Here is a 22678-nt window from a genome sequence, read left to right on the forward strand (position 1 = left end):
ATAATATGTGTATAAAGCATAAACAAGTAAGTGAGCAAAAGAAAGGGGGGGACAATAAATGCGCGGCACTAAGTTGTCCCAGTTAGGTCAACAGGTATTCTTCGTTGGTCCTGCAGTTTTGTTTTTTACCTTAATAACGATTATCCCATTTATCATGGGGATGTATTACTCCTTCACAGACTGGAACGGTGTATCCGGTAATGTAAGTTGGGTCGGATTTCAAAACTTCACCACTATATTTACGAATGACCCCGACTTCTGGTCTTCCTTTTGGTTTACCGTAAGGTTTACTGTGTTAGGTGTAATTTTGACTAATGTGGTAGGGTTTTTCCTAGCTTATCTGTTAACGAAACCATTAAAGACACGTAACATGCTTCGGACGATCTTCTTTATGCCGAACGTTATTGGGGGATTGCTGCTCGGGTTCATCTGGCAATTTATCTTCATCAAAGGGTTCGCAACAATGGGAGAACTCACGGGCTGGTCGTTCTTTAATCTTCCTTGGCTGGGTGATGCAACAACCGGCTTCTGGGCGATTGTAATGGTTTTTGTTTGGCAGTCTTCCGGTTATCTGATGGTTATCTACATCGCTTCTCTCAGTAACGTATCGAAAGAAGTCCTGGAAGCGGCTGATATTGATGGTGCCTCTCGTTGGCAGGTACTACGCAACATTGTAGTTCCATTAATAATGCCTGCTGTAACTATTGGTTTGTTCTTGGCCATTTCTTGGTCCTTCAAAATGTTCGACCTTAACCTTTCCTTAACGAAAGGTGGACCGTTCAAATCTACTGAATCGGTTGCTATGAATATTTACAATGAAGCCTTCCTGAACAATCGTTACGGTCTGGGTACTGCTAAAGCGCTGCTGTTCTTCGTTATCGTGGCGATTATCACCCTGATTCAAGTCCGTATTACGAAGAGCAAGGAGGTAGAAGCTTAATGAACGCCAAGACAAAAAGCAGATGGAATATCGGCGTGGAAGTGTTGATGATTCTTCTGGCCCTGCTCTTCCTGTCTCCATTTTATTTCTTGCTAGCAAACTCAGTGAAATCGTTCGGTGAAATTCTGAGTGATGCTGCAAGCTGGCCACAGACATTTATGTGGTCGAACTATACAAGTGCTTGGAAATTGGCACGTTTCGGTGAAGCTTTCCGAAATTCGGTTATCATAACTGTTATCAGTGTTATTCTAATCTCTCTGTTTAGTGCGATGGCTTCTTATCGTATGGTTCGGGCGAATACGAAATTTAATCAGTTTTTGTTACTGTTGTTCGTAGCCGCAATGGTTGTTCCGTTTCAAACGATCATGATTCCAATCTTGAAAGTTGTAAATGTAATGGGAGTAAACAACTCCTTCCTGGGTTTGATTATCACGAATCTAGGGATCAGTGTTCCAATGGCAATCTTTCTATTCCACGGCTTTATCAAGTCCGTTCCGCTTGAAATTGAAGAGGCGGCTACAGTTGATGGATGTAATCCAATTACCGTATTCTTCCGCATAGTACTTCCTTTGCTGAAGCCAATGGTAATGACAACGATCGTGCTTAATGCACTTGGGATATGGAATGACTATCTGCTGCCTTCCTTGATTCTTCAGGCACCAGAACTTCGGACCATTCCGCTGGCGACCTTCTCCTTCTTTGGTCAATACACCAAACAATGGGATATGGCGCTTCCGGCTCTCGTAATCGGGATTGCTCCAATTATCATTTTCTATCTGTTCATGCAGCGTTACATTGTTGAGGGAATAGCGGCTGGCTCGGTGAAAGGTTAACACCGAGCCCTCCGTTCCAAATATTTCATAAGTAGTCCACTATCTTAAGGGGGAAAATATAATGAATAAGAAACGCTCGGCAGTTGCACTTTCGGCAGTAATGGCTATGAGTTTAGCATTAACAGCATGCGGTGGAGGCAATAACGCTTCTAGTAACTCACAAAATGGAAGCGCTGGCACAGATAAAGGTGAAGTAAAGACGGTTAAGATCTTTCAATTCAAAACTGAAATCGTTGAAGGTCTTAATGAGCTTAAGGTTGAATTTGAAAAAGAACACCCTAACATCAAGCTGGATATTCAAACCGTTGGTGGTGGTGCCGATTACGCTGCAGCACTGAAGACTAAGTTTGCTTCCGGCGACGCGCCTGACATTTTCTCAAATGGTGGATATGCTGAAATGGAGCTTTGGGGAGATAAGATGGAAGATCTGTCCGATCAACCTTGGGTGAAAGATCTGATTCCTATGGCAGCAGAGCCAATGACTAAAGACGGTAAAGTGTACGGTATGCCAATGAACCTTGAAGGAATTGGTTTTGTATATAACAAAGACCTGTTCGAAAAAGCAGGCATCACTGAAACTCCTAAAACATTGTCACAACTAGAAGATGCAGCTAAGAAATTGCAAGCGATTGGCGTAACTCCTTTTGGTAATGCGTATCAAGAATGGTGGCTCCTTGGTAACCAAGGGATCAGCGTAGCATTTGCTCAACAAGATGATGTAAATGGCTTCATTAAGAGCTTGAATGACGGTACGGGTACAATCGTAGGTAACAAAGTGTTTGAAGATTGGAGCAACTTGCTCAACTTGACTTTGAAATACGGACAAAAAAATCCGTTGACTACAGATGCTAACACTCACTTGGCTATGTTTGCTAAAGGTGAAACTGCAATGATGCAAGAAGGTAACTGGGCACAAACCCTTGTTGATAACATTACACCTGACATGAACATCGGTATGTTCCCTATGCCAATCAATGAAGATGCTGCAAAGAATGACAAAATGACTGTAGGTATTCCTGCAAACCTTGTTATCAACAAAGATTCCGGATCTAAAGAAGAAGCTAAAACATTCTTGAACTGGTTGGTAACTTCAGATATGGGTAAAGAGTACATCGTTAAAAAATGGAAATTCATCCCTGCGTTGTCCACCATCGAAGCAACTCCTGAAGATATCGGTAAGCTTGGATCTGACGTATGGAACTATGTAAAAGAAGACAAAGTGTATGGTTTGCAATCCTCTAAATTCCCTGATGGTGTAACTCAAGAATTTGCTAGTGTGATTCAACAGATGATCGCTGGCAAGGTTGATGTGAATGGCTGGATGACAGGCATGCAAGCAGCTTGGGACAAGCTTAAGAAATAAGTGAAACTCGTTCATAAAGAAGATTAAAATGGACTAGTGGTTAACAAAGGCGTTCTCCGTATACCTCATCATTATGAGACGGGGAGCGCCTTTTATTTTGATGATAACAAGATAGGGGGAGAGGACGTCGATGAAACGATATGATCTTATTCAGATAGGTGTGGACTATTACCCGGAGCATTGGGAAGAATCCATGTGGGAACCAGATATCAAATTAATGAAGGAAACAGGTGTCAAGGTAGTTCGAGTCGCCGAGTTTGCATGGAGCCGGTTAGAGATAGCGGAGGGCAATTACCAGTTCGGTTGGCTGGACCGCGCGCTGGATCTTTTTCATAAGTATGGATTACAGGTTGTGATTGGTACGCCCACAGCTACACCTCCTAGATGGTTAACTACGAAATTTCCGGACGTGTTGCCGCTATTTGCGAAGGGAGAGACCTTTCATCCGGGGGTACGCGGACACCGCTGCTATAATAGTACATCTTTGCGCGAATACGGAAGTCGTATCACGCAGCGACTTGCGGAGCACTATAGTGAACACCCTGCCGTTATTGGTTGGCAGACTGATAATGAATTCGGGATGTTAGATTGTCATTGTGATGCTTGTAATATAGCTTTTCGCACTTGGGTGAAAGCCAAGTATGGCAGCCTTGATCGGGTGAATGCAGAGTGGGGAACGGTTGTGTGGAGTGGAGAATATAGCGATTGGAATGAGCTTACTGTTCCACTGGGCGGATCACCACATCAGAATCCATCATTCCTGCTAGATTATCAGCGGTTTCAGTGGGATTCGGTGGTAGCATTCCAGAAGACGCAGATTGAAATTTTGCGGTCTGTTTGTCCGCAGCATTTTATCACTCATAACTTTCATAGCTATCCGCAGCGTCTGGATATGTACGCAGTCGGTGCTGATCTGGATGTCGCTGCATTTGACTATTATCCGAATACTTCGCCAGCCAAGCAAGCGACAACACCATATAGCGGAGCACTATCACTAGATGTAACCCGTGGTATTAAACGTCAAAACTTCTGGATCATGGAGCAGCTAAGTGGTTCACCAGGTTGTTGGATGCCGATGTGGAGAACGCCGTATCCTGGGATGATTCGTGCTTATGCGTGGCAGACGATAGCCAGAGGTGCGGATACCGTCGTTCATTTCCGCTGGCGTAGTGCAGTCGCGGGAGCAGAGCAATTCTGGCACGGACTGATTGATCACAGCAATGTCCCAGGACGCAGGTTTGCGGAGTTCACTCAGTTATGCCATGAGGTTAATACACTAGGGGAGAAGCTGACTGGAACGACGCTAAAGAATGAAGTAGCTATACTCCATTCTCATGAAGAGAAAGCAGCGCTGGATATTCAGCCTCAGGCTGAAGGATTCGATTATTATGAGAATATTAAACAGATACACCGTGCGGTGACGAAGCTCGGTATGGGTTGCGATGTTATCGATCTTAGACAATCGCTGGATGGATATAAAGTAGTGATTGCTCCGAATTTATATTTGCTGGATGAGGAGATCGTACGTAGTTTGGAGGATTTTGCACTAGCTGGCGGAACTTTGCTTATTACCAATCGAAGTGGCGTGAAAACTACAAATAACATCGCAGTCATGCAACCACTACCGGGGCTACTGAGCTATTGCACAGGGGTTGAAGTGCTGGAGTATGATCCAATAGGTGCTGAAACCCATAAGGTCGTTGATGCTGAGGGTAACCAATATGAATGCACGCAGTGGTGCGACATCCTGAGACCTGTTGTGGCATGGCCGATTGCGTGGTATGGCGATGATTTCTATAGTGGAACTCCGGCTGTAACCGTCAATGCTTTTGGAAAAGGTCAGGTTTATTACTTTGGGACTCATATGGAAGAGAGATTCTGGTCAGTTTTATTGGAGCGCCTTTCCAAACAGCAGGGGCTGTTTAGATTTGAGGGTTTGCCGGATGGAGTACAGGCCTCTGTACGTTCGGGAGATCAAGGAAGCTTCTTATTCTTGCTTAATTTGAGCCGGGAGTCTGTGACGATCCCGTTACCACAGGAGTATAACAGTCTGCTGAATCAATCGATTTGTTCAGGAGAACTGCAGCTTGAGCCGTATGGTGTGGAAATTCTGGAGATGTAAAAGATTCTAAGTAATTGCACTCTGTGCAATAGAATTCCTTTTTGGGTGGGGGGAATTTGAATCTGTTGCACTTTGTGCAATCAGATTAATGGAAAACGTCGATTTTGATGGGTTTCACCAGATTCTAATGCACGAAGTGCAATAGAATGCTCGAAATGAGATGAAAAGGCACACTCTATTGCATGAAGTGCAATTAAATGTACTCCTTGGGTCGGGAGAGCTGTCGAGACAAGCCAGTTTGTGCAGTGAAGAATGCTGCGTTTGGAGTGGAGGTGAGTTGGTACGGTGCAGAATAGCTGCACTTTCTACACTTATTTTGTGCTCTCGGGCTATGAAATGGATTTAGTTGTATTTAATGCAGCTATAATGCGAAGTATCGCGGTTCACAGCCAAATGCCGAGGATATAACTGCATAGAATACACTTATATGGATATTTTCTGCTGAACAGGCTGATTTAAGTGTACAAAATGCAGTTACTCTGACACACATGCCATACTAATGAGATCCACACAGCGATGAGCTCTATCATACGAAACCTTATGTAACATTTCACTACGCAGGAGGCGATTAAGCTGTACACCTTAGAGTATTAGTGAAGTCGTCTAAACTGCTCCGGTGTAGTCCCTGACTGCTTGCGAAAGGTGGCAACATAATGGCTAACATCACGGAAGCCGACTCTCTGCGAGATGATTTTTACAGTAAGATCCGGCTGGCTTACAAGCATTTCTTTGCTTTTACGGATACGTAGCCGTACGAAATAGGCATAAGGAGATAGCCCAAAGGTTTGTATGAATAGATTGTTGAGATATCGCCCTGAGACGCCGAGCTGATCGGCTAGATCGTTAAGTCCGAGATCAGGATCACCATAATGGCTGTCCATCCATTTCAGAAGCGGCTGCAGCTTATCCACATTGCGGGATATCGTTGTGTTGTTATGCAGTTGCCCATATTTGCTTAAAGTAAGCAGAAAGCGATAAGCATCAGTGGAGGCAGTCAGACCAAACATGTCCTGTGAGGCATCATACTGATCAAGTATTTCTCTTAGCAGCTTGGAGAGAGGCGCCTCTTTTTCCCAGCGGTAAAAAGAATTCATATTCATCCCCAGCGTCTCCAAAATAGACCCTGCAGAGCTGCCTCCGAACGTTAAATAAGAGGTGCTCCAGTTAGCAGCCGAAGCTTCATAGCGATGTGGAGTATAGGGGAGAAGTAATACACCACTGCCTGCGGGAAGGGAGAAGCTTTTATTCTCAAAATGAATCACCCCTTCACCAGACGCCGTTTGGAGCCAATGATAGGTTTCGTAGCCATCTAAGCGGGATACTTTTTCCTGTTGATGATTGTGACCGATACTGTCTAATGTGATAGGTAGATCCTGTCCACCCTCATGGGGGAACACAATTCTACGATGCACGATTCCCTTCAATGACTCCATCTCCTCTTAGTTCCATATTCTTATATGATGGGAAGATTATTTTATATTTATAGCGTCAGGTTAACCGATTACAATATATATATAATTATACTATAAAGGATGTGCGAAGTGTGATTAACGATAAATTACCTAAGATTTGGTACGGTGGAGATTACAATCCAGAGCAATGGGATGCGCCTGTATGGGCAGAGGATGAGCGTATGTTTAAACTGGCAGGAATTGATGTTGCCACAATTAATGTGTTTTCCTGGGCGCTGATCCAACCTTCCGAAGACACTTATGATTTCTCATCACTAGATGAATTAATGGATAGACTATATAAAAATGGTACTTACGTATGTCTGGCAACAGGTACAGGAGCGCACCCAGCTTGGATGGCTCATCGTTATCCTGAAGTTACTCGTGTTGATGTGAAGGGTAGAAAACGCAAGTTCGGTGGACGTCATAACTCGAATCCAAACAGTCCGGTTTACCGCAAGTTTGCAGCGAAGCTGGCAGGAAAGCTGGCTGAACGTTATAAGGATCATCCGGCGCTTGTAGCTTGGCACGTTTCGAATGAGTTCAGTAACTATGATTATTCTGATTTATCTGAAGCGGCGTTCCGTGTCTGGTTGAAGGAACGTTATGGTTCTCTGGATGCATTAAACAAAGCATGGAATACACGTTTTTGGGGACATACGTTTTATGATTGGGAAGAAATTGTACTGCCTAGTGAGCTGAGTGAAGAATGGGATGGCAACCGCACCAACTTCCAAGGCATTTCATTAGACTTCCGTAGATTTATGTCTCATAGCTTGCTGGAATGCTACAAAATTGAGAGCGATGCGATTAAGGAGCACAGTCCTAACGTACCTGTTACCACTAACTTGATGGGCTTTTATGATGAATTGGACTATTTTGAGTGGGCTAAACATATGGACGTCATTTCTTGGGACAACTATCCTTCACTCGATACTCCGGTCAGCTTTACAGCCATGGCGCATGATCTCATGCGTGGATTGAAGAATGGACAACCTTTCATGCTGATGGAGCAAACGCCAAGCCAGCAGAACTGGCAGCCATATAACTCTTTGAAACGTCCAGGGGTTATGCGCTTGTGGAGTTATCAGGCTGTTGCGCGTGGTGCAGACACTGTTCTGTTCTTCCAGCTGCGTCGTTCAATTGGTGCATGTGAGAAGTATCATGGAGCTGTTATTGAGCATGTCGGACATGAGCATACGCGTGTATTCCGTGAATGCGCTGAGCTAGGTAAAGAGCTGGGACAGCTTGGAGATCAGCTATTGGATGCGCGGAGTGCAGCTAAAGTAGGGATTATTTATGACTGGGAAAACCGCTGGGCCATCAACCTTTCAAGCGGACCATCCGTAGCTTTGGATTATGTGAATGAGATTCATAAATATTATGATGCACTCTACCAACAAAATATTGAAGCCGATATGATCGGTGTAGAAGAGAATCTGTTCAAATATGAGATTGTAATCGCACCTGTGATGTATATGGTTAAGCCGGGTTTTGCTGAGAAGGTTGAAGCTTTTGTAAAAGCAGGCGGTACATTCATTACGACTTATTTCAGTGGAATTGTTAATGAGAACGACCTCGTAACCGTAGGTGGCTACCCTGGGGAACTACGCAACGTACTCGGGATTTGGGCAGAGGAAATTGATGCACTGCTGCCAGGGATGAGCAATGAGATTGTGATGGACAAAGCGTGGGGCAATTTGAGTGGTTCTTACAAATGTGATCTGCTCTGCGATCTGATTCATGCCGAAGGTGCTGAGGTTTTGGCAGAGTACGGATCTGATTTCTATAAAGGAATGCCAGCCTTGACGGTGAATAACTTTGGTGAAGGTAAAGCGTATTACGTGGCTACCAGCCCAGAAGCGGGATTCTTGAAAGGGTTCTTAGCCAATCTGTGTGCCGACAAAAACATTCAGCCGCTAGTAACTGCACCGGAAGGTATCGAATCTGTGCAACGTGTGAAGGAAGGCGTATCCTACCTATTCTTGCTGAACCACACCACTGGTGATTTGAGTGCGGATATTGGTGCTACTGAGCGTACGGATCTTCTGACTGGCAATAAAGTTAGCGGTTCTGCTGTTGTGCCAGCCCGTGGAGTATTGATTTTGTCGGATAAGAACTAATTCGTAGTATATATAAAAAGATCTCCGGGGAACCAACTTGTCCCCGGAGATCTTTTTTTGTGGTGCAGCATTTCATTAGCTGCTGCTGCTCGCGCTGTCATCTGGAGTAGCTCCACCCGGATTGCCATTACTTAATGTAATGCTCTCCGCCACGGTGGAATCTGATTTAAGTGTGTATTGGATAATATCATCAGCCTTCAGTTCTGCTAAGGTGATCGCATTTTCTTGACGCGTGCCATTGTCGAAGGTAACCGCTACGATTTTAGTATCCGCATCAATCGTGATGTCTGTGGTTTCATCGGAGAAGCTTTGCTGCATTCTACCTCCCTGTGGCCCACCGCCTTGTCCGCCACCTTCCGGCGTTTCCCCTTGTGGCATCCCACTCTCGGGCGCAGCGCCATTTCCTGTACTTTGATCGCCATCAGGTCTTTCCGGTGGGGTACCGCCTTGACTGTTCTGCCCGTCACCTTCTCCAGCACCTTGTCGGGGCATAGACATGTCCGATTTATAGATGGTAAGGGTAGTATCGCTTACACTCTTAATCTTACCGAAATTCATGGACATATTAGGTCCGCCATTCTGTTGATCGCCGTTTGCTTGTGGTTGTTTGGCTGCTGAACCCCTGTCTGCTTGGTTATTTGCAGCAGTTGTTCCTTCGGCCTCTGAATTCGCGCTGCAGCCAGCCAATAATAGAGAAGCGAGTAGGCCTCCAGATATTAGAATAGGGACGAACTTTCTCATTTTTTATTCCTCCTTAGTAGGTTAAAGATAGATTAGGAGAAATATAACAAACAGTTCTGAAAGTTTGCTTAATTTCCGCTGAGAGTTTGCCTAAAGAAATGAAATATGCAAATGTTATATAATGAACAAATATGTAGACTTAAAGGATAAGCCAACGACCAGGAAAGAGGCAGCACATGAAGACTTTACTAGTAACGGGGTATCGTGCGCACGAGCTCGGTATTTTTGACAATAAGCATCAAGGGATTCCTTATATCAAAAAGGCACTGGCTAACCGATTAAAACCTTTAATTGAAGAAGGCGTGGAATGGGTGATTACGCCCGGCCAGTATGGTGTGGATCTGTGGGCATGCGAAGTGGTGAGCGAACTTAAGCTACAATATCCGGACTTAAAGCTTGGGATCATTACAGCGCATACTGGTCAGGAAGAGAAATGGAAAGAAGAAAAGCAGAACGAGTATCGGCGTATTATTGCGGGTGCGGATTTCTTCGGGGCGGTCAGTAATGCTCCTTATGACGGTAGCTGGCAGTTTCGGGCTAGAGACGATTTGTTGTTCCGCAAAAGTGACGGAATATTGCTCTTTTATGATGAGGATGCGGCGGAGGGGAGTCCGAAGTTTTTTAAAGAGCGGGCGCTGAAGCTGCATGCTGAAGGAGAGTATGAGTTGTTTCTAATTCACTCTGATGAAATTCAGAATATTGCCGATGAAGAGAATCAACGTGACTATGAGTAAGTATATGTAGATTTTGGAAAAGTAAAGGCCCGTAAACAGTGAATGAGACCATCACCGTTTACGGGCTTTTTGATATAAGAAGTGATCAGATAAAACTCTTTAGTGATGGTGCTTTTCGCACCTTGTAGTTTTGTTCATAAGCATAGGCGAGCTTGATGAGTGTAGGCTCCTGATAAGCTTTCGCTGAGAAAGTTACACCGAAGGGGGCGCCGGCTGATGTATAACCGGAAGGCACAACGATGGACGGATATCCTGCTCTGGAGGTAATTCTGGCGCCGAAATCGGCGGGGAACAGCAGGGCATCCAGATTGTGCTCCTTCATGGTGGCGTCGATGCCTTCTTCCTTACATAGTTTTAGGTCAGTCGCACGGTGCAGCAAATACTTTGGTTCGGTTTGTGTGCCGGAAGAGGTATATTCTGCATCTATTAACGTAGCTTGACCATATCTTAAAGCCTCCACAGGATGTGCATGGTTAAAATCTATAATATCCTTTAAGGTTCGCATCGGTGCCCCAGGGCCCAAACGAGATAAATAAGCGTTCAAAGCTGTTTTGAATTCATTCAATACCACAGAAGAATAACTAATTTCCCGGGCGGTCTTAATATCCGCAGGATCAATAATAGTAGCTCCAAGCTCTCTCATTCTATCTACAGAAGCATTGAATAGTGCAAGTTGTTCTTCTGTCAGCTCCTCGAAATAATAATCACGCGGGATACCTATTCGGGCGCCTTGCAAGCCATTCTCGTCTAGGAATACAGTGTAATCCTTGTGGATTCTACCTATATTCGTTCCCATTGCTGCATCTTGAGTATCGTTGCCCAGCATTGCGTTTAGCAGCAGAACGGCATCACGAACGGTTCTGGCCATAGGGCCAGCAGTATCTTGTGTATTGGATAGCGGAAGGATTCCCGAACGGCTGAGCAGTCCAACGGTTGGCTTAATGCCAATAATGGAGCCTAAGTTACCGGGGTTAAGGATCGATCCCGAGGTTTCTGTGCCAACAGAGACTGTACAAAAGTTACAAGCGACAGCTACCGCAGAACCAGCACTGGAGCCACCTGTTGGTGTAGATATATTGTAGGGGTTAAGGACTTGCCCGCCGCGGGAGCTGTAGCCGGAGGGCATGCCGGTTGTCATAAAATTGGCGAATTCGGTCATATTGGCTTTACCCATAATGATTGCTCCGGCTTCACGCAGTTTTGTAACTATAAACGCATCTTCTCCGGCAAAAGAATTCGCCAATGCCAGCGAGCCTGCGCTAGTATGCATTTTATCCCCTGTATTGATGTTATCCTTCAATAACACAGGTATGCCGTGCAGGGGGCCCCGGGAACCTTTGATCGTACGTTCAACATCTAGAGATTCTGCGATAAATAATGCATCAGGATTGATCTCCAGCACAGAGTTAATCGTCAGGCCATTTTTGTCATGATCAGCTATGCGTTCATAATACATGAGAACTAGTTGTTTTGACGTAAGTTCTCCGGCTTCTAATGCAGCTTGGATCTCCGGTATAGTGGCTTCTACGATTTCAAAACTCATGTGCGTTCACGCTTCTTTCCCTTTAGGATATAGCTTCCCCTTCATCTAACCATAATTTGGGTTTTAGTGGTAGTATTCTTTTTATACTACAAATTATTGAATGATGGTCTCGGCAGTTAGGGGGGATATTAATGTTTTTTATTAGCGAAGTTTTGGGTAGAGCTTGCAAGCGCGCAACTGAAAAAAAGGTGTCCAAATCGCCAAAACAAATGGCTGTTAGGACACCTCTTTTTATTTTTTTCTGATAGGAGTTATTATTACCCCTGCTTACTCCTGTGCTGTAAATCCCTCTTCTGCTAAATATTCTTTAGCTTCCTCAAGGGTCTCAAAGGCCATTTCTAGATTAAGGTCGGCATAGACATACCATAAATCATCCTCAAGTTTTAGAGTCAGTGTATGGCCCTCATCATTAGTCCAGAGTGAGTCGGCGGCTGCCGCAGTCTTTTTCTTTCTTTTGCTGGCTACAGGGGCGTCTGGAATGTAAATAGAAAGTGAGGTGATGGAGGCATCCAACAGACTCCGCAGCTCGGCTTCCGAGTAGTCGCGAATGTTCACAAAGCCCTTATCATCTGCCTCATAGCCCCGCAATAAGCCTGCGAACACATAACCATTCCCATTAGGATGCAGATGGTAAGCAACGGTTTTCTTATCATGCTGGCTTTCCTCGTAGTGATAGTTCACGCGCCCAAGGGATACGTTTTTACGTTCCAGTTGGGGGTAAGAGTCGAGAATCGCTAATTTTTGTTCAAAAGTAAGCATATACAGCCTCCGGTTTTCGGTGTGATTGTGCACATGATTATACCATGACGATGGCCCGCAGACTATTTTTTAGTGATCAAGCGGCAGAGACAGCACGAAGGTACAGCCTTCCTGGGAGTGCTTCTCAAGCACAAGGCTTCCGTTCATAGATTCGGCCAAAAGACGACTGAAGGTGAGACCGAGTCCCAGACCCCGTAGTGTGCTCTGTTTGTCGCTACCTCGGAAAAAAGCCTCGAAGACATGCTCACTATGATTTGATGAGATGCCCAGCCCATTATCCTGAACACGAATCTCCGCCATGCCATGACCTTGCTGTTCAAGCAGCTCTACTGTAAGCTGCACCATTCGGTCTGGGGCTTTGGCTTGTACACTGTTATTAAGTAAATTGACGATGATTTGTTGGATACGTAGCGGGTCCCCACACAAAAATAAGGAAGTTCTTGGCATATGGAGCATAGGCTCTGCAACTTCATCCGCTTGTGTCAGCTTCCATTGATACACGATTTCAGATAACAGTGGCACGGCATCCAGTCGATCGTGACGGACAGAGACGATTCCTGCAGTCAGTGCGTTGTAATCCAGAAGATCGGCAACCATCCGTTGCAATCGTCCAGCTTCCTGCAAAGCAATATCTAGAAATTCCACCGCCTCATCGTCTTCGACGACCCCTTCACGAACGGCATGGATTAGGCCTTTAATAGAGGTCACTGGTGTCTTTAGTTCGTGGGATACACCGGCTAACATAACCGCACGGGACTGCTCAAATTGTTGTAACTTGCCTGCCATCTCTTCAAAAGACAACATCAGTTCATGTATTTCTCGTTCTTTGGCGTCCTTATCCAGAACGATATCATAACGGCCATGACTGATTTGAGCGGCTGCTTTGGCTACTTTCTGGATCGGTTTTGCCAGTTTACGAGACAAGAGGTAAATGGTTAGCCAACTTAATATGATTAGAAATAGCAACAGGATGGAGAAAAAAATGATCTCCTCCTGAGGGATATGCCTCAGCGATTTCTTGGATTGAAGGACAATCACCTGTCCCAGCGTTTCCCCATCCGATTGTATGGACGCTACTGCAGCTTTGAACTCCGGACTGCGAGAGTCGTTAAGACTATCATTAAGTTTATGCCTCATCTCATCTTCAGTTAGTGGTGGCATAGAGAACAGCATCTGATCTTGCTGATCCGTAATGATTACACACATTTCTACGGTTAACTTGAAGAATCGTTTTCGGTCTTCAATGAGCATTCCAAGATTTTGGCTGATCTCTATTGATCCCTCACGATTTACGCTCCGGTCGGCAATCTCCTGTGCTAATAATCCAGTAGTTTGCATCCGGTTACTCATAGCTTCTTGTTGGATCCACCAGAACGTCGTTAGTGCAGTTAGCAGGAGGCCAACACTAATGATGAGCAGGTAACGAATCGTCCAATAGGAGAGAATCGAAGTGCGTTTGGGGCTGCTTTTTTTTAGGTTGTCCATAATTGATATCCTGTCCCTCTCAGGGTACGGATTTCCCCCTCATCTACTGGCCAATGCGACAGCGCTTGGCGAAGTCTTTTGATAGACAAGTCCACGGCCCGGTCACTTCCTTCGTAATCCATCTCCCAGACATGTTCTATTAATTGCTCGCGAGTACATATTTGATTAGGTCTTTCAGCCAGAAATAACATGACCGACATATCACGTGGACTAAGACTCAGCTCAACCCCGTTTAAAAAGACAGCTCGTGCAGTAAAGTCGATAAACAAACTGCCATAATGCCGTTTGCGGCTGCCATCGGACCACTGCGAAGGACGGCGTAACACAGCATTCACGCGTGCCACCACTTCCTCAGGAATAAAGGGCTTAGACATATAATCATCCGCACCGCCGTCGAGACCGGCTAGTCGGTCATTGATCCCGTCCCTTGCGGTGAGCATGATCACGGGACAGCTGCTTTTTTCACGGATCAGCTTTAGCAGTTCAAAGCCGTCCATGTTTGGCAGCATGATGTCGAGTAATACTAATGAGGGAGGTGTTATAGCAAAAGACTCCAGCGCAGCACGTCCGTCGGCTACACGGGTGACATGGAAGCCTGCTTTTTTCAGATAGGCACTGAGGACCCTGGAGATAGCTTCCTCATCTTCAACAATTAGAATGGATCTCATCATGTGGTGGTCCTCCAATCTATAAAATTACGACAAGTTTAACACATCATAGCTCGCTCTGCTCTGACTTCTTCCCGACTTATTGCTTTGTTAGAATGAGGGACGAGCTTGAAAATATACAGAATATTTTGAATATTGGAGGGAACAGGATGAAGAGAAAAAGAATAGCCTTGATCGCTGCCGGAGTCATTATCGTAGGAGTAGTCACAGGTTATACATTGCTGGATAAATCGCTGGGCAATAATGTACAGATCGAGTCCGTGATTCCAGGGCAAGCCACAACAGCCGGTAATGGAGAAAGCACGACTAACACTGGAGCACCAGTAGGTATGGCGGTCACAGTCGATCAATTAAACGGTGATTGGACGGTTACGGATGCTTCTAAAGTATATTGGTCAGTAACCACCTCTAAAGAAACAGTAAACTTCGTGGATAACAAAGTTCAAGGTACCTGGAAAGTTAATATAGAAGATTCTACTTCGATGGTTGGAGAAGGGTCAGTAGATATGAGCGCTCTGGACTCTGGCAATGGTCAAAGAGATGAGCATGTAAAAGGGGAAGATTTTCTAGCCGTTACGGAATTCCCACAATCTACGTTTGTTGTGAAATCATTCTCGGAGCTGCCAACGGAATGGACCGAAGGAGCCACTGTGCCGGTTGAAATGCAAGGAACGCTTACAGTGAAGGGTGTAGAAAAGGATGTTACCTTCCAGTCTCAAGCAGCGTATAGTGGTGGACAGCTGATGCTGTCGGGTACAACAACAGTGGCTTTTTCTGATTTTGGCTTAAGCAATCCACACACCGTTGTGCTGGATACGGAGAACAATCTTGAGGTTCGACTAGAGCTTGTGCTGAAGAAATAGCAGCAGTCTTTCCTTAAGGAAGATGTTGCTGTGAATTTATAGAGAAACTGTACCGAAGAGACTTTCCCGGGCCTAATAGCTTTTGGGAGAGTCTCTTTGGTTTGGAATGAAATGTATGTTTTAATAGAAGTATCTGTCTAATAAAAAGCAATAAAGGAGGTGTTCCTTGTGATCCAGGTGGCGGCAGCGATTATACATAATGAAGAAGGACAGATTCTTATTGCTCGGCGCAGGCAAGGTAAATCTCAGGCAGGTTTGTGGGAATTTCCTGGCGGCAAAATAGAGCAGGATGAAAGCATCGCAGATTGTCTGCAAAGAGAGCTTCAGGAGGAGATGGGGATAACAATCCTTCCCTATGAAAGCTTTGGCGTGAACGAGCACAACTATGGAAGTGTCGAGATCAGACTGTTTGCTTGGAAAGCCCGATATCTGGGAGGTGTAATTGAACTTGTCGATCACGATGAATATAGGTGGGTGTTTCCAACTACACTCGGTCAGTTCACTTTTGCTCCTGCAGATATTCCTTTTGTAGTACGGCTAATGGTGGGGTCAGATCAAGTGTGAAGGCAGTCCGAACATCAAGTAGAAGGGAAGAACTTAAGTGCCCGTATATGAAAAGCTAGTGCGTGACGGAATCCCTAACCTGATAGCTTCTCAAGGTAAAGACTTTACAACAAGAATATTAGAGTCCAAAGAATACATAACTGAACTACGTAAAAAATTGATAGAAGAGTCGGAGGAGTATTTTCGGGCAGTGAGTAATGATGAAGCTCTAGAGGAGCTTGCCGACATGCTGGAAGTAATTCATGCGCTGGCGGAGATCCATGGAAGTAATGGCGCAGAGCTGGAGGAGCTTCGTGCGGAGAAAGCTGAACGTCGTGGTGGATTTAAGGAACGGATATTTTTGATTGAAGTGGAAGGAGAATAACTAGAGATTATTGTTCCGTATAAGGAGGTTATTAATGTTGTCCAAAACCAAACTGATGATGATCTTAAGCGGTGTGGTAGCCTTAATTCCTGTAGCTATTTATTTATTCCTATATTCCAAAATGCCTGATAGGGTCCCTATTCATTACGATGGGAACATGGCTGATAGATTTGTAAGTAAGTCTAGTCTGGAGGTTATTTTGCAAAGCGGGCTTGGATGTTTGGGATTTATAATCATGAAATTCCTGCAGTTCCTTTTGCAAAAAGCGTTTATTCAGAGTTCTAACGAGCATTCAGCGGCTTTGAGCAGGATCTGGAATATTGCTATTTTGGTGGTGACGGTGGTGTTTGCTGGCATCAGTTCCTATACATTTATTAGAATGGTCTGATAGAATTAAAAGAGACTTAGCAGAAGGATTAGGAGGAACATGCATATGAAAATGGATAACGCTTACAAGGTAAGATGGGGAATTCTCAGTACAGGCTGGATTGCCCATCAGTTTGTTACTGATTTAGCTCACGCCAGCAATGGCGTGGCATATGCCGTGGGTTCGCGTTCACAGGAAAGTGCAGATAAATTCGCGAGGGATCATGGAGTACCACATGCTTATGCTACTTATGAGGAATTGGTAAATGACCCGAATGTAGACGCGGTATATATTGGAACGCCACATCCTTTTCACAAAGAAAATGCATTATTGGCGCTACGTGCAGGCAAAGCTGTCCTATGTGAGAAGCCTTTTACCGTGAATAGCGGAGAATTGGAAGAAGTGGTGGCCTATGCTAGAGATCATAAGCTGTTCCTGATGGAGGCCATGTGGAGTCGTTACATCCCGGCAATTGTGAAGGTTAGAGAATGGATCGCCGAGGGTAGAATCGGTGAAGTTCGCTTGGTGAAGGCAGACTTAGGATTTCGCACCGACTGGAATCCGGAAAGCAGATTGCTGAATCCGAAGCTGGGTGGAGGCGCGCTACTGGATGTTGGGATTTATCCGGTTTCTTTTGCCTCGATGGTGTTTGGACCTCATCCTGAATCTATCTCCAGTACGGTGCATATTGGTGAGACTGGAGTGGACGAGCATTTCTCCATGCTGCTGAATTATGGCAATGGAAAAACCGCTTCGTTGAACGGTGGTATTCGTCTTAATACGCTGGAGGAAGCGCATGTGTTTGGAACAGAGGGCCGTATAATTGTTGAAGGGACGTTAGTGAACCCGAAATCTGCTTCGCTCTATATTGAGGATGAGGAGGTAGAGAGCTTTGTGGATGATCGAGCTTCTATTGGATATTGTTTTGAAGCAGAGGAAGTAGGACGTTGTCTACAAGCAGGGCTAACAGAAAGCCCAGTCATGTCATTGGATGAATCGTTAGCGATTCTGAAACTGCTGGATCAAATACGTGCGCAGTGGGGTCTTAAGTATCCTGGAGAGTAAATAAAATAAACAACACCCCTCGGTTTACACGTTACTTAGGTAGCTCCGAGGGGTGTTTGCTATATCGATCGAAGGTGGGCGTCTAGTTCTGACTATTGGCGTTTTTACTTTTGCCTGCTTGGACCCATCCAGCCACTTCAACAGTACGCTTCGCTTGATGAAAAACAGCATCACGGATCCGATCCTGCTCTTCGATCATTTTACCGTCTCCATCTACACTGACACTTGTTCCGTAAGGGTTACCTCCCGCACCGAATGTGACGGGATCAGTATAACCAGGTGCAGCGACAATCGCTCCCCAGTGATACATCGATGTGTAGAGTGCCAAAATCGTAGCTTCCTGTCCACCGTGTGGATTCTGTGCTGAGCTCATAGCGCTGACGACTTTGTTTACGGTGAGTCCTTTGCCCCAAATCCCTCCGGTTGTATCAATGAACTGCTTCATTTGAGAAGCTATGTTACCGTAACGGGTTGGAGAACTGAAAATAATCGCATCGGCCTCCACAATATCATCAGGTGTTGCAACGGGGATATCTTTTGTCTTCTCAGCCAGAGCTTTCATAGCCGGATTGGCCGCGATTTTATCCTCGGGAACCAGCTCCTGCACCTTCAGCAGTTTTACCTCAGCTCCCGCTTTCTCGGCGCTTTCCGCGGCCCATTGTGCTAGCTGGTAGTTAGTTCCTGTGGCACTGTAGTAGATGACGGCTAATTTAATTTTTGACATGCTGGAGTCATTCCCTTCGAGTGTAGTTCCATACTATTAATTACCCCATTGATGCTTTTATAACCCAAATTGATAATTCTGCTCTAACTGGACAGACAGATGTCCACTTCCCTTGTGTATACTGAACTCAATTACAGGAAATGAGGGAGAATAATGAATACTTATTTTGCACAAAAACCGAAAATGACATTGGCTGGGGTTAGCATACGTACGACAAATGAAGTAGAAATGGGTCCCGATGGGGGCTTATCGCGGCTGTGGGAAACGTATTTCCAAAGTAATATTGCGGGGCAGATGGATACGGTTAAGCCTGAGTATATCTATGCCTTGTATACAGATTATGAGAGTGATGCGTCAGGAGCTTATACCGTTGTGATTGGGCATGAAGTGGCTGGGGAGAGACATTTAGCGGATAGCGGTATTGTGAGTGCGGCTGTTCCGGAGAGCAAGTATATGGTTTTTACGACGAAAAAAGGTCCGGTATTTGAAGTAGTCTCGCAAGCATGGGGGGAGATTTGGGCTTATTTTAAGGCATCTACAGAGGTAAGAACTTATACGGGCGATTTTGAAATTTACGATTCGAGGAATTTTGATCCTGCTAACACGCAGGTTGAGATTTATATTGCGATTGAGTAGATCGTTTGAAAGACTTTAGCTAAAAGAAATGTTTAGTGGGGATTTGGGGGCTGCCGAGAGGCAGTTCCTTTTTTCGCGCATGAGCTGAATCCCTTGGGTGAGGGTGAAGGGTTACTTAACGATTAAAACGAATATATATCAATAGAAGGAATGAGTAAATACGCTTCATATTTAAATGCGGATGTGTTGTTAACCAGTAAACGGTAAAAATTTCGTACCATTCGCTGTGTTAGGCTGAAGTGGTGCAACAGAACGGTAAAAATCTCCCACATTAGCTGCGTCTATCCGAAGTAGCAATCTTCAAGGGCAGAAATACCCTACATTTACCCTAAAGAGCCCAAAAAGCAAGAAAGAGGGGTAAAAATACCCTACATTTACCCTAAAGAGCTCAAATAGCGAGAAAGAGGGGTAAAAATACCCTTCAATTGCCGCAAAGAGCCCGAAAAGCAAAAAAGAGGGGTAAAAATACCCTTCATTTACCCTAATGAGCCAAATTAGCGAGAAAGAAGGGTAAAAATACCCTACATTTGCCCCAAAGAGCCCAAATAGCGAGAAAGAAGAGTAAAAATACCCTACATTTGCCCCAAAGAGCTCAAAAAGCAAGAAAGAGGGGTAAAAATACCCTACATTTACCCTAAAGAGCCCAAAAAGCAAGAAAGAGGGGTAAAAGTACCCTACATTTACCCTAATGATGCTCCAAACCGTTTGGGAGGAGATGGAGCAAGTGGAGTGTAAATGAAATAACTTGTTGAGTGAAGTGGATGAATTTTGATGGAGTTGAACTAAGGAAGTGTAGCTGAAGTAGCTGGTTTAGTTTATATGTTCGATGGAGCATGACAGTCCCACCCAACAAATCACACACAAACCAAAACGAAACGGAGAACACCAAATGGGAAAACAATTCACGGCTATATTACCTGCACATCAGGAGTTTATTCTTCGGCAGCATCTTTTTTTCGTAGGGTCAGCGCCGCTATCTGAAGAGGGGCATGTTAACCTTTCACCTAAGGGTCATGATTGCTTGCGGATTTTGTCTCCTAATCAGGTGGCTTATCTCGATATGACCGGTAGTGGCAATGAGACGAGCGCACATCTGCTGGAAAATGGAAGAGTGACGGTTATGTTTTGTGCGTTTGAAGGACCGCCGAATATTCTGAGACTGTATGGAGCAGGGACAGTAATCCTGCCTGGTTCATTTGAATGGGAAGCACTGTACCCTATTTTTACACCTCTGCCTGGAGCTAGACAGATCATTTTAATTGATGTTCATAAGGTACAGACTTCCTGCGGATTTTCGGTCCCATTCATGAGTTATGACGGTGAGCGAGAGACGTTACAACGTTGGTCTATCCAAAAGGGCGAAGCAGGTCTGAAAGAATATAGACAAGAGAAGAACACCACAAGTATAGACGGGCTACCGACACCCCTTGGACAAAAAAACTAAGCGGACATGGTGATCCTAGGTTCATGTATATATAAAGTTTCTCATTCGTCACGATGAGCGATCTCTCAATTCGACTAAGCAGTTATCTCATATATTCTACTGTCCAAAACTCATACTACCCACGGATTCTACCACAAACACAGGCACATATTGCTCTCCCATTTCCGTTCCAACAAGCTGATAACCGTTCTGATATTGACCACTAACTAACGCGTTACCTGTAACGGAACCCAAGTCTCCTTGAAGCAAAATATAAACCCCATTCGAATAAGCCAGCATATTACCGAAGTTATCTGCGACGATTTCACAGTGAAAAGATACCTTTTCAAAAGGATGAAGCGCTACATCGGAAGCTGAAATTACCGCATACTCCTGAACAATCTCAGCAAATTGATAGCTGCCATCTACTTTACGATAACGTGCCGTCTGTCCAACGACACCGTCTCCGAGATCCGCGTTAGATACGAGTAAGGAATCATCGGACTGCAGTTCATAGCTATCTCCAGACACTGAAAACAACTGCGAAATACCATCCGATTTCATTTCATATGCTGTAAAAAGGGTACGTCCACCTTCGACCTCAGATTCAGCCAGAACCACGGGGGCACCAGAACCTGAAGAGGCAGCAAGCTGGTCATTAAAAGTTAGACTGCGCAGACTCTCGAATTTTGGTAAAATATTTCCAGTTAAAGTTATGACACTTTCGTCGCTATTCATTGCTGCATAATAGAGGACACCATTGCTATCCGTTCCAGCCACAATGACCTTCTTATCGTGTAGTCCCTTGCTGGAGATGACGTTCCCATATCTGCCTTGCTCTTCACCGCCCGGGAGAAGGCGCACAGGCTCGGCAATATTCCAAGCCAATCTTGTAGCGGCTATGATTGAAGAAGTATCCTCTAACGGAGCAAGATCACTGTATAGCTGAATAGCTTCAGCATATTGACCTTTACTGGTCATGCGCTTGGCATTTTTAAGTAGTTTAGCTTTACTAGTATCTACTAAGGTTAGTACTTTGGATGAAGTAATCCCTGCCGATCCTGCAAAATTACGATAAGCAACAGCATGCCCAGCAAAGGCGGTGATGTTATCGCTCTCTAGATCTTTGTTCAGGATGATCTTTCCGCTACTTTCTGCCTGCCCAAGTACCCATGGCGCTTCGTAACTATGCTGGCTGTAAGCATTCATCATGGAGAGGGTGCTCTCCAGCATGCCTGTAAAGTTTCCTGTGCCTGCTAAGGCTTTTAGTTTAGCTGTATCATGACTTTTGAACTTGGAGGCTAGCAACTCCTCCTTGGATGCAGCGCTTCCGTAATAGGCATCGGGAATCTGCAACAGATTCCATTTAAAAGTGTCTTCTTCACTCTTGTTTCCATCTTGGCTCTGAGCAAGTTCGGTAAGAAACTGCTCCTTAAATTCTCGGAAGTAGGTTGTGAACTGGTCAGAAATGCCTGAATCGGTCGATAACTGGCGATAATAGGATTCATAAGGACCACCGGGCTTCATATATGTAGCTTTTAAGCTGAGGAGAGTATCATAACTTTTCATAAATCCGGTGAAATCTTTAGTCGCAGCTTGTGCTTTAGTGGAAGATACCAAGGCATTCAAACCTTGGCGGATGGCCGTGATTGGTGACAGCTCATCAAGTCGCTTCGCAACCTTTTCTTCCATATAAAGAATGGAATGGTTTGCCGCCGCTAGGCGATACTGATTCTCTGCACTTATCAGATCGCCAGCAGCATAGAGACGGTTGGCTTCCTTGGTTATTTGTATTTTGTCGGCGATGAGAAAAACCTTCTGTCCAAGCATCACAAACATACTTATACACAAAATGATCATAAAGTTTCGCAGGGTTATTAATTGTTTGAACGTCATATAGAGTAGCCTCT

At 44.9% G+C, this 22678-nt stretch carries 21 protein-coding genes; 13 read left to right on the plus strand and 8 right to left on the minus strand.

Features of this window, described 5'->3' with window-relative positions:
- Window positions 1-58 precede the first annotated feature (58 nt).
- The 4 genes from MHI27_RS04510 to MHI27_RS04525 all read left to right on the plus strand — a co-directional run bounded on the left by MHI27_RS04510 (window position 59) and on the right by MHI27_RS04525 (window position 5258).
- Complete coding sequence (locus MHI27_RS04510) at window positions 59-940, plus strand: carbohydrate ABC transporter permease (protein ID WP_076283845.1); 882 nt, start codon at window positions 59-61, stop codon at window positions 938-940.
- Window positions 940-1773, plus strand: coding sequence for a carbohydrate ABC transporter permease (locus MHI27_RS04515; protein ID WP_042185063.1), 834 nt, complete (start codon window positions 940-942; stop codon window positions 1771-1773). The genes MHI27_RS04510 and MHI27_RS04515 overlap by 1 nt, the downstream gene beginning before the upstream one ends.
- Before the next feature lie 61 nt (window positions 1774-1834).
- Complete coding sequence (locus MHI27_RS04520) at window positions 1835-3136, plus strand: ABC transporter substrate-binding protein (RefSeq protein WP_042185065.1); 1302 nt, start codon at window positions 1835-1837, stop codon at window positions 3134-3136.
- Between the two features lie 130 nt (window positions 3137-3266).
- A complete protein-coding gene (locus MHI27_RS04525; RefSeq protein WP_405175698.1) occupies window positions 3267-5258 on the plus strand; it encodes a beta-galactosidase in 1992 nt (663 codons plus the stop codon).
- Window positions 5259-5848: 590 nt separating this feature from the next.
- Here the strand turns inward: MHI27_RS04525 and MHI27_RS04530 are convergent.
- Complete coding sequence (locus tag MHI27_RS04530; RefSeq protein WP_076283846.1) at window positions 5849-6682, minus strand: AraC family transcriptional regulator; 834 nt, start codon at window positions 6680-6682, stop codon at window positions 5849-5851.
- Between the two features lie 119 nt (window positions 6683-6801).
- Between MHI27_RS04530 and MHI27_RS04535 the strand changes: the two genes are divergently transcribed.
- Window positions 6802-8832, plus strand: coding sequence for a beta-galactosidase (locus tag MHI27_RS04535; protein WP_405175699.1), 2031 nt, complete (start codon window positions 6802-6804; stop codon window positions 8830-8832).
- Window positions 8833-8907: 75 nt separating this feature from the next.
- On the opposite strand, the gene MHI27_RS04540 is transcribed toward MHI27_RS04535, so the two are convergent.
- On the minus strand, window positions 8908-9573 hold the full coding sequence (locus tag MHI27_RS04540) for a hypothetical protein (RefSeq protein WP_405175700.1): 666 nt from the start codon (window positions 9571-9573) through the stop codon (window positions 8908-8910).
- A gap of 176 nt (window positions 9574-9749) precedes the next feature.
- Between MHI27_RS04540 and MHI27_RS04545 the strand changes: the two genes are divergently transcribed.
- Window positions 9750-10307, plus strand: a complete 558-nt coding sequence (locus tag MHI27_RS04545) for a DUF1273 domain-containing protein (protein WP_234534519.1) — start codon at window positions 9750-9752, stop codon at window positions 10305-10307.
- Between the two features lie 85 nt (window positions 10308-10392).
- Here the strand turns inward: MHI27_RS04545 and MHI27_RS04550 are convergent, their stop codons facing one another.
- The 4 genes from MHI27_RS04550 to MHI27_RS04565 all read right to left on the minus strand — a co-directional run bounded on the left by MHI27_RS04550 (window position 10393) and on the right by MHI27_RS04565 (window position 14762).
- On the minus strand, window positions 10393-11850 hold the full coding sequence (locus MHI27_RS04550) for an amidase family protein (protein ID WP_405175701.1): 1458 nt from the start codon (window positions 11848-11850) through the stop codon (window positions 10393-10395).
- A gap of 267 nt (window positions 11851-12117) precedes the next feature.
- Window positions 12118-12609: a hypothetical protein gene (locus MHI27_RS04555; RefSeq protein ID WP_405175702.1), complete on the minus strand. Its 492-nt coding sequence runs from the start codon at window positions 12607-12609 to the stop codon at window positions 12118-12120.
- Window positions 12610-12678: 69 nt separating this feature from the next.
- Window positions 12679-14094: an ATP-binding protein gene (locus MHI27_RS04560; RefSeq protein WP_405175703.1), complete on the minus strand. Its 1416-nt coding sequence runs from the start codon at window positions 14092-14094 to the stop codon at window positions 12679-12681.
- Entirely contained in the window at window positions 14082-14762 is a 681-nt protein-coding gene (locus MHI27_RS04565) for a response regulator transcription factor (RefSeq protein ID WP_042193322.1), read from the minus strand. The genes MHI27_RS04560 and MHI27_RS04565 overlap by 13 nt, the downstream gene beginning before the upstream one ends.
- 149 nt (window positions 14763-14911) lie before the next feature.
- Here MHI27_RS04565 and MHI27_RS04570 point away from each other — a divergent pair, with 149 nt between their 5' ends.
- The 5 genes from MHI27_RS04570 (at window position 14912) to MHI27_RS04590 (ending at window position 17985) form a co-directional block, all read left to right on the plus strand.
- A complete protein-coding gene (locus MHI27_RS04570; protein WP_405175704.1) occupies window positions 14912-15625 on the plus strand; it encodes a YceI family protein in 714 nt (237 codons plus the stop codon).
- A 168-nt stretch (window positions 15626-15793) separates the two neighbouring features.
- Window positions 15794-16189 carry an 8-oxo-dGTP diphosphatase MutT gene (gene mutT, locus MHI27_RS04575; RefSeq protein ID WP_076283854.1) on the plus strand — a complete coding sequence of 132 codons (396 nt, stop codon included), beginning with the start codon at window positions 15794-15796 and terminating at the stop codon, window positions 16187-16189.
- Between the two features lie 37 nt (window positions 16190-16226).
- On the plus strand, window positions 16227-16553 hold the full coding sequence (locus tag MHI27_RS04580; protein ID WP_405175705.1) for a phosphoribosyl-ATP pyrophosphohydrolase: 327 nt from the start codon (window positions 16227-16229) through the stop codon (window positions 16551-16553).
- A gap of 34 nt (window positions 16554-16587) precedes the next feature.
- Window positions 16588-16941, plus strand: coding sequence for a DUF1648 domain-containing protein (locus tag MHI27_RS04585; protein ID WP_076283856.1), 354 nt, complete (start codon window positions 16588-16590; stop codon window positions 16939-16941).
- 45 nt (window positions 16942-16986) lie between these two features.
- Window positions 16987-17985 (plus strand): Gfo/Idh/MocA family protein, encoded by a 999-nt coding sequence (locus MHI27_RS04590; protein WP_405175706.1) that lies wholly within the window; start codon window positions 16987-16989, stop codon window positions 17983-17985.
- An 82-nt stretch (window positions 17986-18067) separates the two neighbouring features.
- Here the strand turns inward: MHI27_RS04590 and wrbA are convergent, their stop codons facing one another.
- On the minus strand, window positions 18068-18709 hold the full coding sequence (gene wrbA / locus MHI27_RS04595; RefSeq protein ID WP_076299112.1) for an NAD(P)H:quinone oxidoreductase type IV: 642 nt from the start codon (window positions 18707-18709) through the stop codon (window positions 18068-18070).
- Window positions 18710-18862: 153 nt separating this feature from the next.
- Between wrbA and MHI27_RS04600 the strand changes: the two genes are divergently transcribed.
- Window positions 18863-19345: a GyrI-like domain-containing protein gene (locus tag MHI27_RS04600; protein ID WP_405175707.1), complete on the plus strand. Its 483-nt coding sequence runs from the start codon at window positions 18863-18865 to the stop codon at window positions 19343-19345.
- 889 nt (window positions 19346-20234) lie between these two features.
- Window positions 20235-20789 carry a pyridoxamine 5'-phosphate oxidase family protein gene (locus tag MHI27_RS04605; RefSeq protein ID WP_405175708.1) on the plus strand — a complete coding sequence of 185 codons (555 nt, stop codon included), beginning with the start codon at window positions 20235-20237 and terminating at the stop codon, window positions 20787-20789.
- A 96-nt stretch (window positions 20790-20885) separates the two neighbouring features.
- Here MHI27_RS04605 and MHI27_RS04610 read toward each other — a convergent pair whose 3' ends face one another.
- The gene (locus MHI27_RS04610; protein WP_405175709.1) at window positions 20886-22664 is read right to left on the minus strand and encodes a hypothetical protein; all 1779 of its coding nucleotides are present in this window, start codon (window positions 22662-22664) and stop codon (window positions 20886-20888) included.
- Window positions 22665-22678 lie beyond the last annotated feature (14 nt).

The sequence above is a fragment of the Paenibacillus sp. FSL H8-0261 genome, from assembly GCF_045040645.1.
Classification (GTDB): domain Bacteria; phylum Bacillota; class Bacilli; order Paenibacillales; family Paenibacillaceae; genus Paenibacillus_AQ.

Coding starts and splice junctions, on each gene's coding strand:
- MHI27_RS04510 (WP_076283845.1), top strand. CDS start 59: ATGCGCGGCACTAAGTTGTCCCAGTTAGGTCAACAGGTATTCTTCGTT.
- MHI27_RS04515 (WP_042185063.1), top strand. CDS start 940: ATGAACGCCAAGACAAAAAGCAGATGGAATATCGGCGTGGAAGTGTTG.
- MHI27_RS04520 (WP_042185065.1), top strand. CDS start 1,835: ATGAATAAGAAACGCTCGGCAGTTGCACTTTCGGCAGTAATGGCTATG.
- MHI27_RS04525 (WP_405175698.1), top strand. CDS start 3,267: ATGAAACGATATGATCTTATTCAGATAGGTGTGGACTATTACCCGGAG.
- MHI27_RS04540 (WP_405175700.1), bottom strand. CDS start 9,573: ATGAGAAAGTTCGTCCCTATTCTAATATCTGGAGGCCTACTCGCTTCT.
- MHI27_RS04545 (WP_234534519.1), top strand. CDS start 9,750: ATGAAGACTTTACTAGTAACGGGGTATCGTGCGCACGAGCTCGGTATT.
- MHI27_RS04550 (WP_405175701.1), bottom strand. CDS start 11,850: ATGAGTTTTGAAATCGTAGAAGCCACTATACCGGAGATCCAAGCTGCA.
- MHI27_RS04555 (WP_405175702.1), bottom strand. CDS start 12,609: ATGCTTACTTTTGAACAAAAATTAGCGATTCTCGACTCTTACCCCCAA.
- MHI27_RS04560 (WP_405175703.1), bottom strand. CDS start 14,094: ATGGACAACCTAAAAAAAAGCAGCCCCAAACGCACTTCGATTCTCTCC.
- MHI27_RS04565 (WP_042193322.1), bottom strand. CDS start 14,762: ATGAGATCCATTCTAATTGTTGAAGATGAGGAAGCTATCTCCAGGGTC.
- MHI27_RS04570 (WP_405175704.1), top strand. CDS start 14,912: ATGAAGAGAAAAAGAATAGCCTTGATCGCTGCCGGAGTCATTATCGTA.
- MHI27_RS04585 (WP_076283856.1), top strand. CDS start 16,588: ATGTTGTCCAAAACCAAACTGATGATGATCTTAAGCGGTGTGGTAGCC.
- MHI27_RS04590 (WP_405175706.1), top strand. CDS start 16,987: ATGAAAATGGATAACGCTTACAAGGTAAGATGGGGAATTCTCAGTACA.
- wrbA (WP_076299112.1), bottom strand. CDS start 18,709: ATGTCAAAAATTAAATTAGCCGTCATCTACTACAGTGCCACAGGAACT.
- MHI27_RS04600 (WP_405175707.1), top strand. CDS start 18,863: ATGAATACTTATTTTGCACAAAAACCGAAAATGACATTGGCTGGGGTT.
- MHI27_RS04605 (WP_405175708.1), top strand. CDS start 20,235: ATGGGAAAACAATTCACGGCTATATTACCTGCACATCAGGAGTTTATT.
- MHI27_RS04610 (WP_405175709.1), bottom strand. CDS start 22,664: ATGACGTTCAAACAATTAATAACCCTGCGAAACTTTATGATCATTTTG.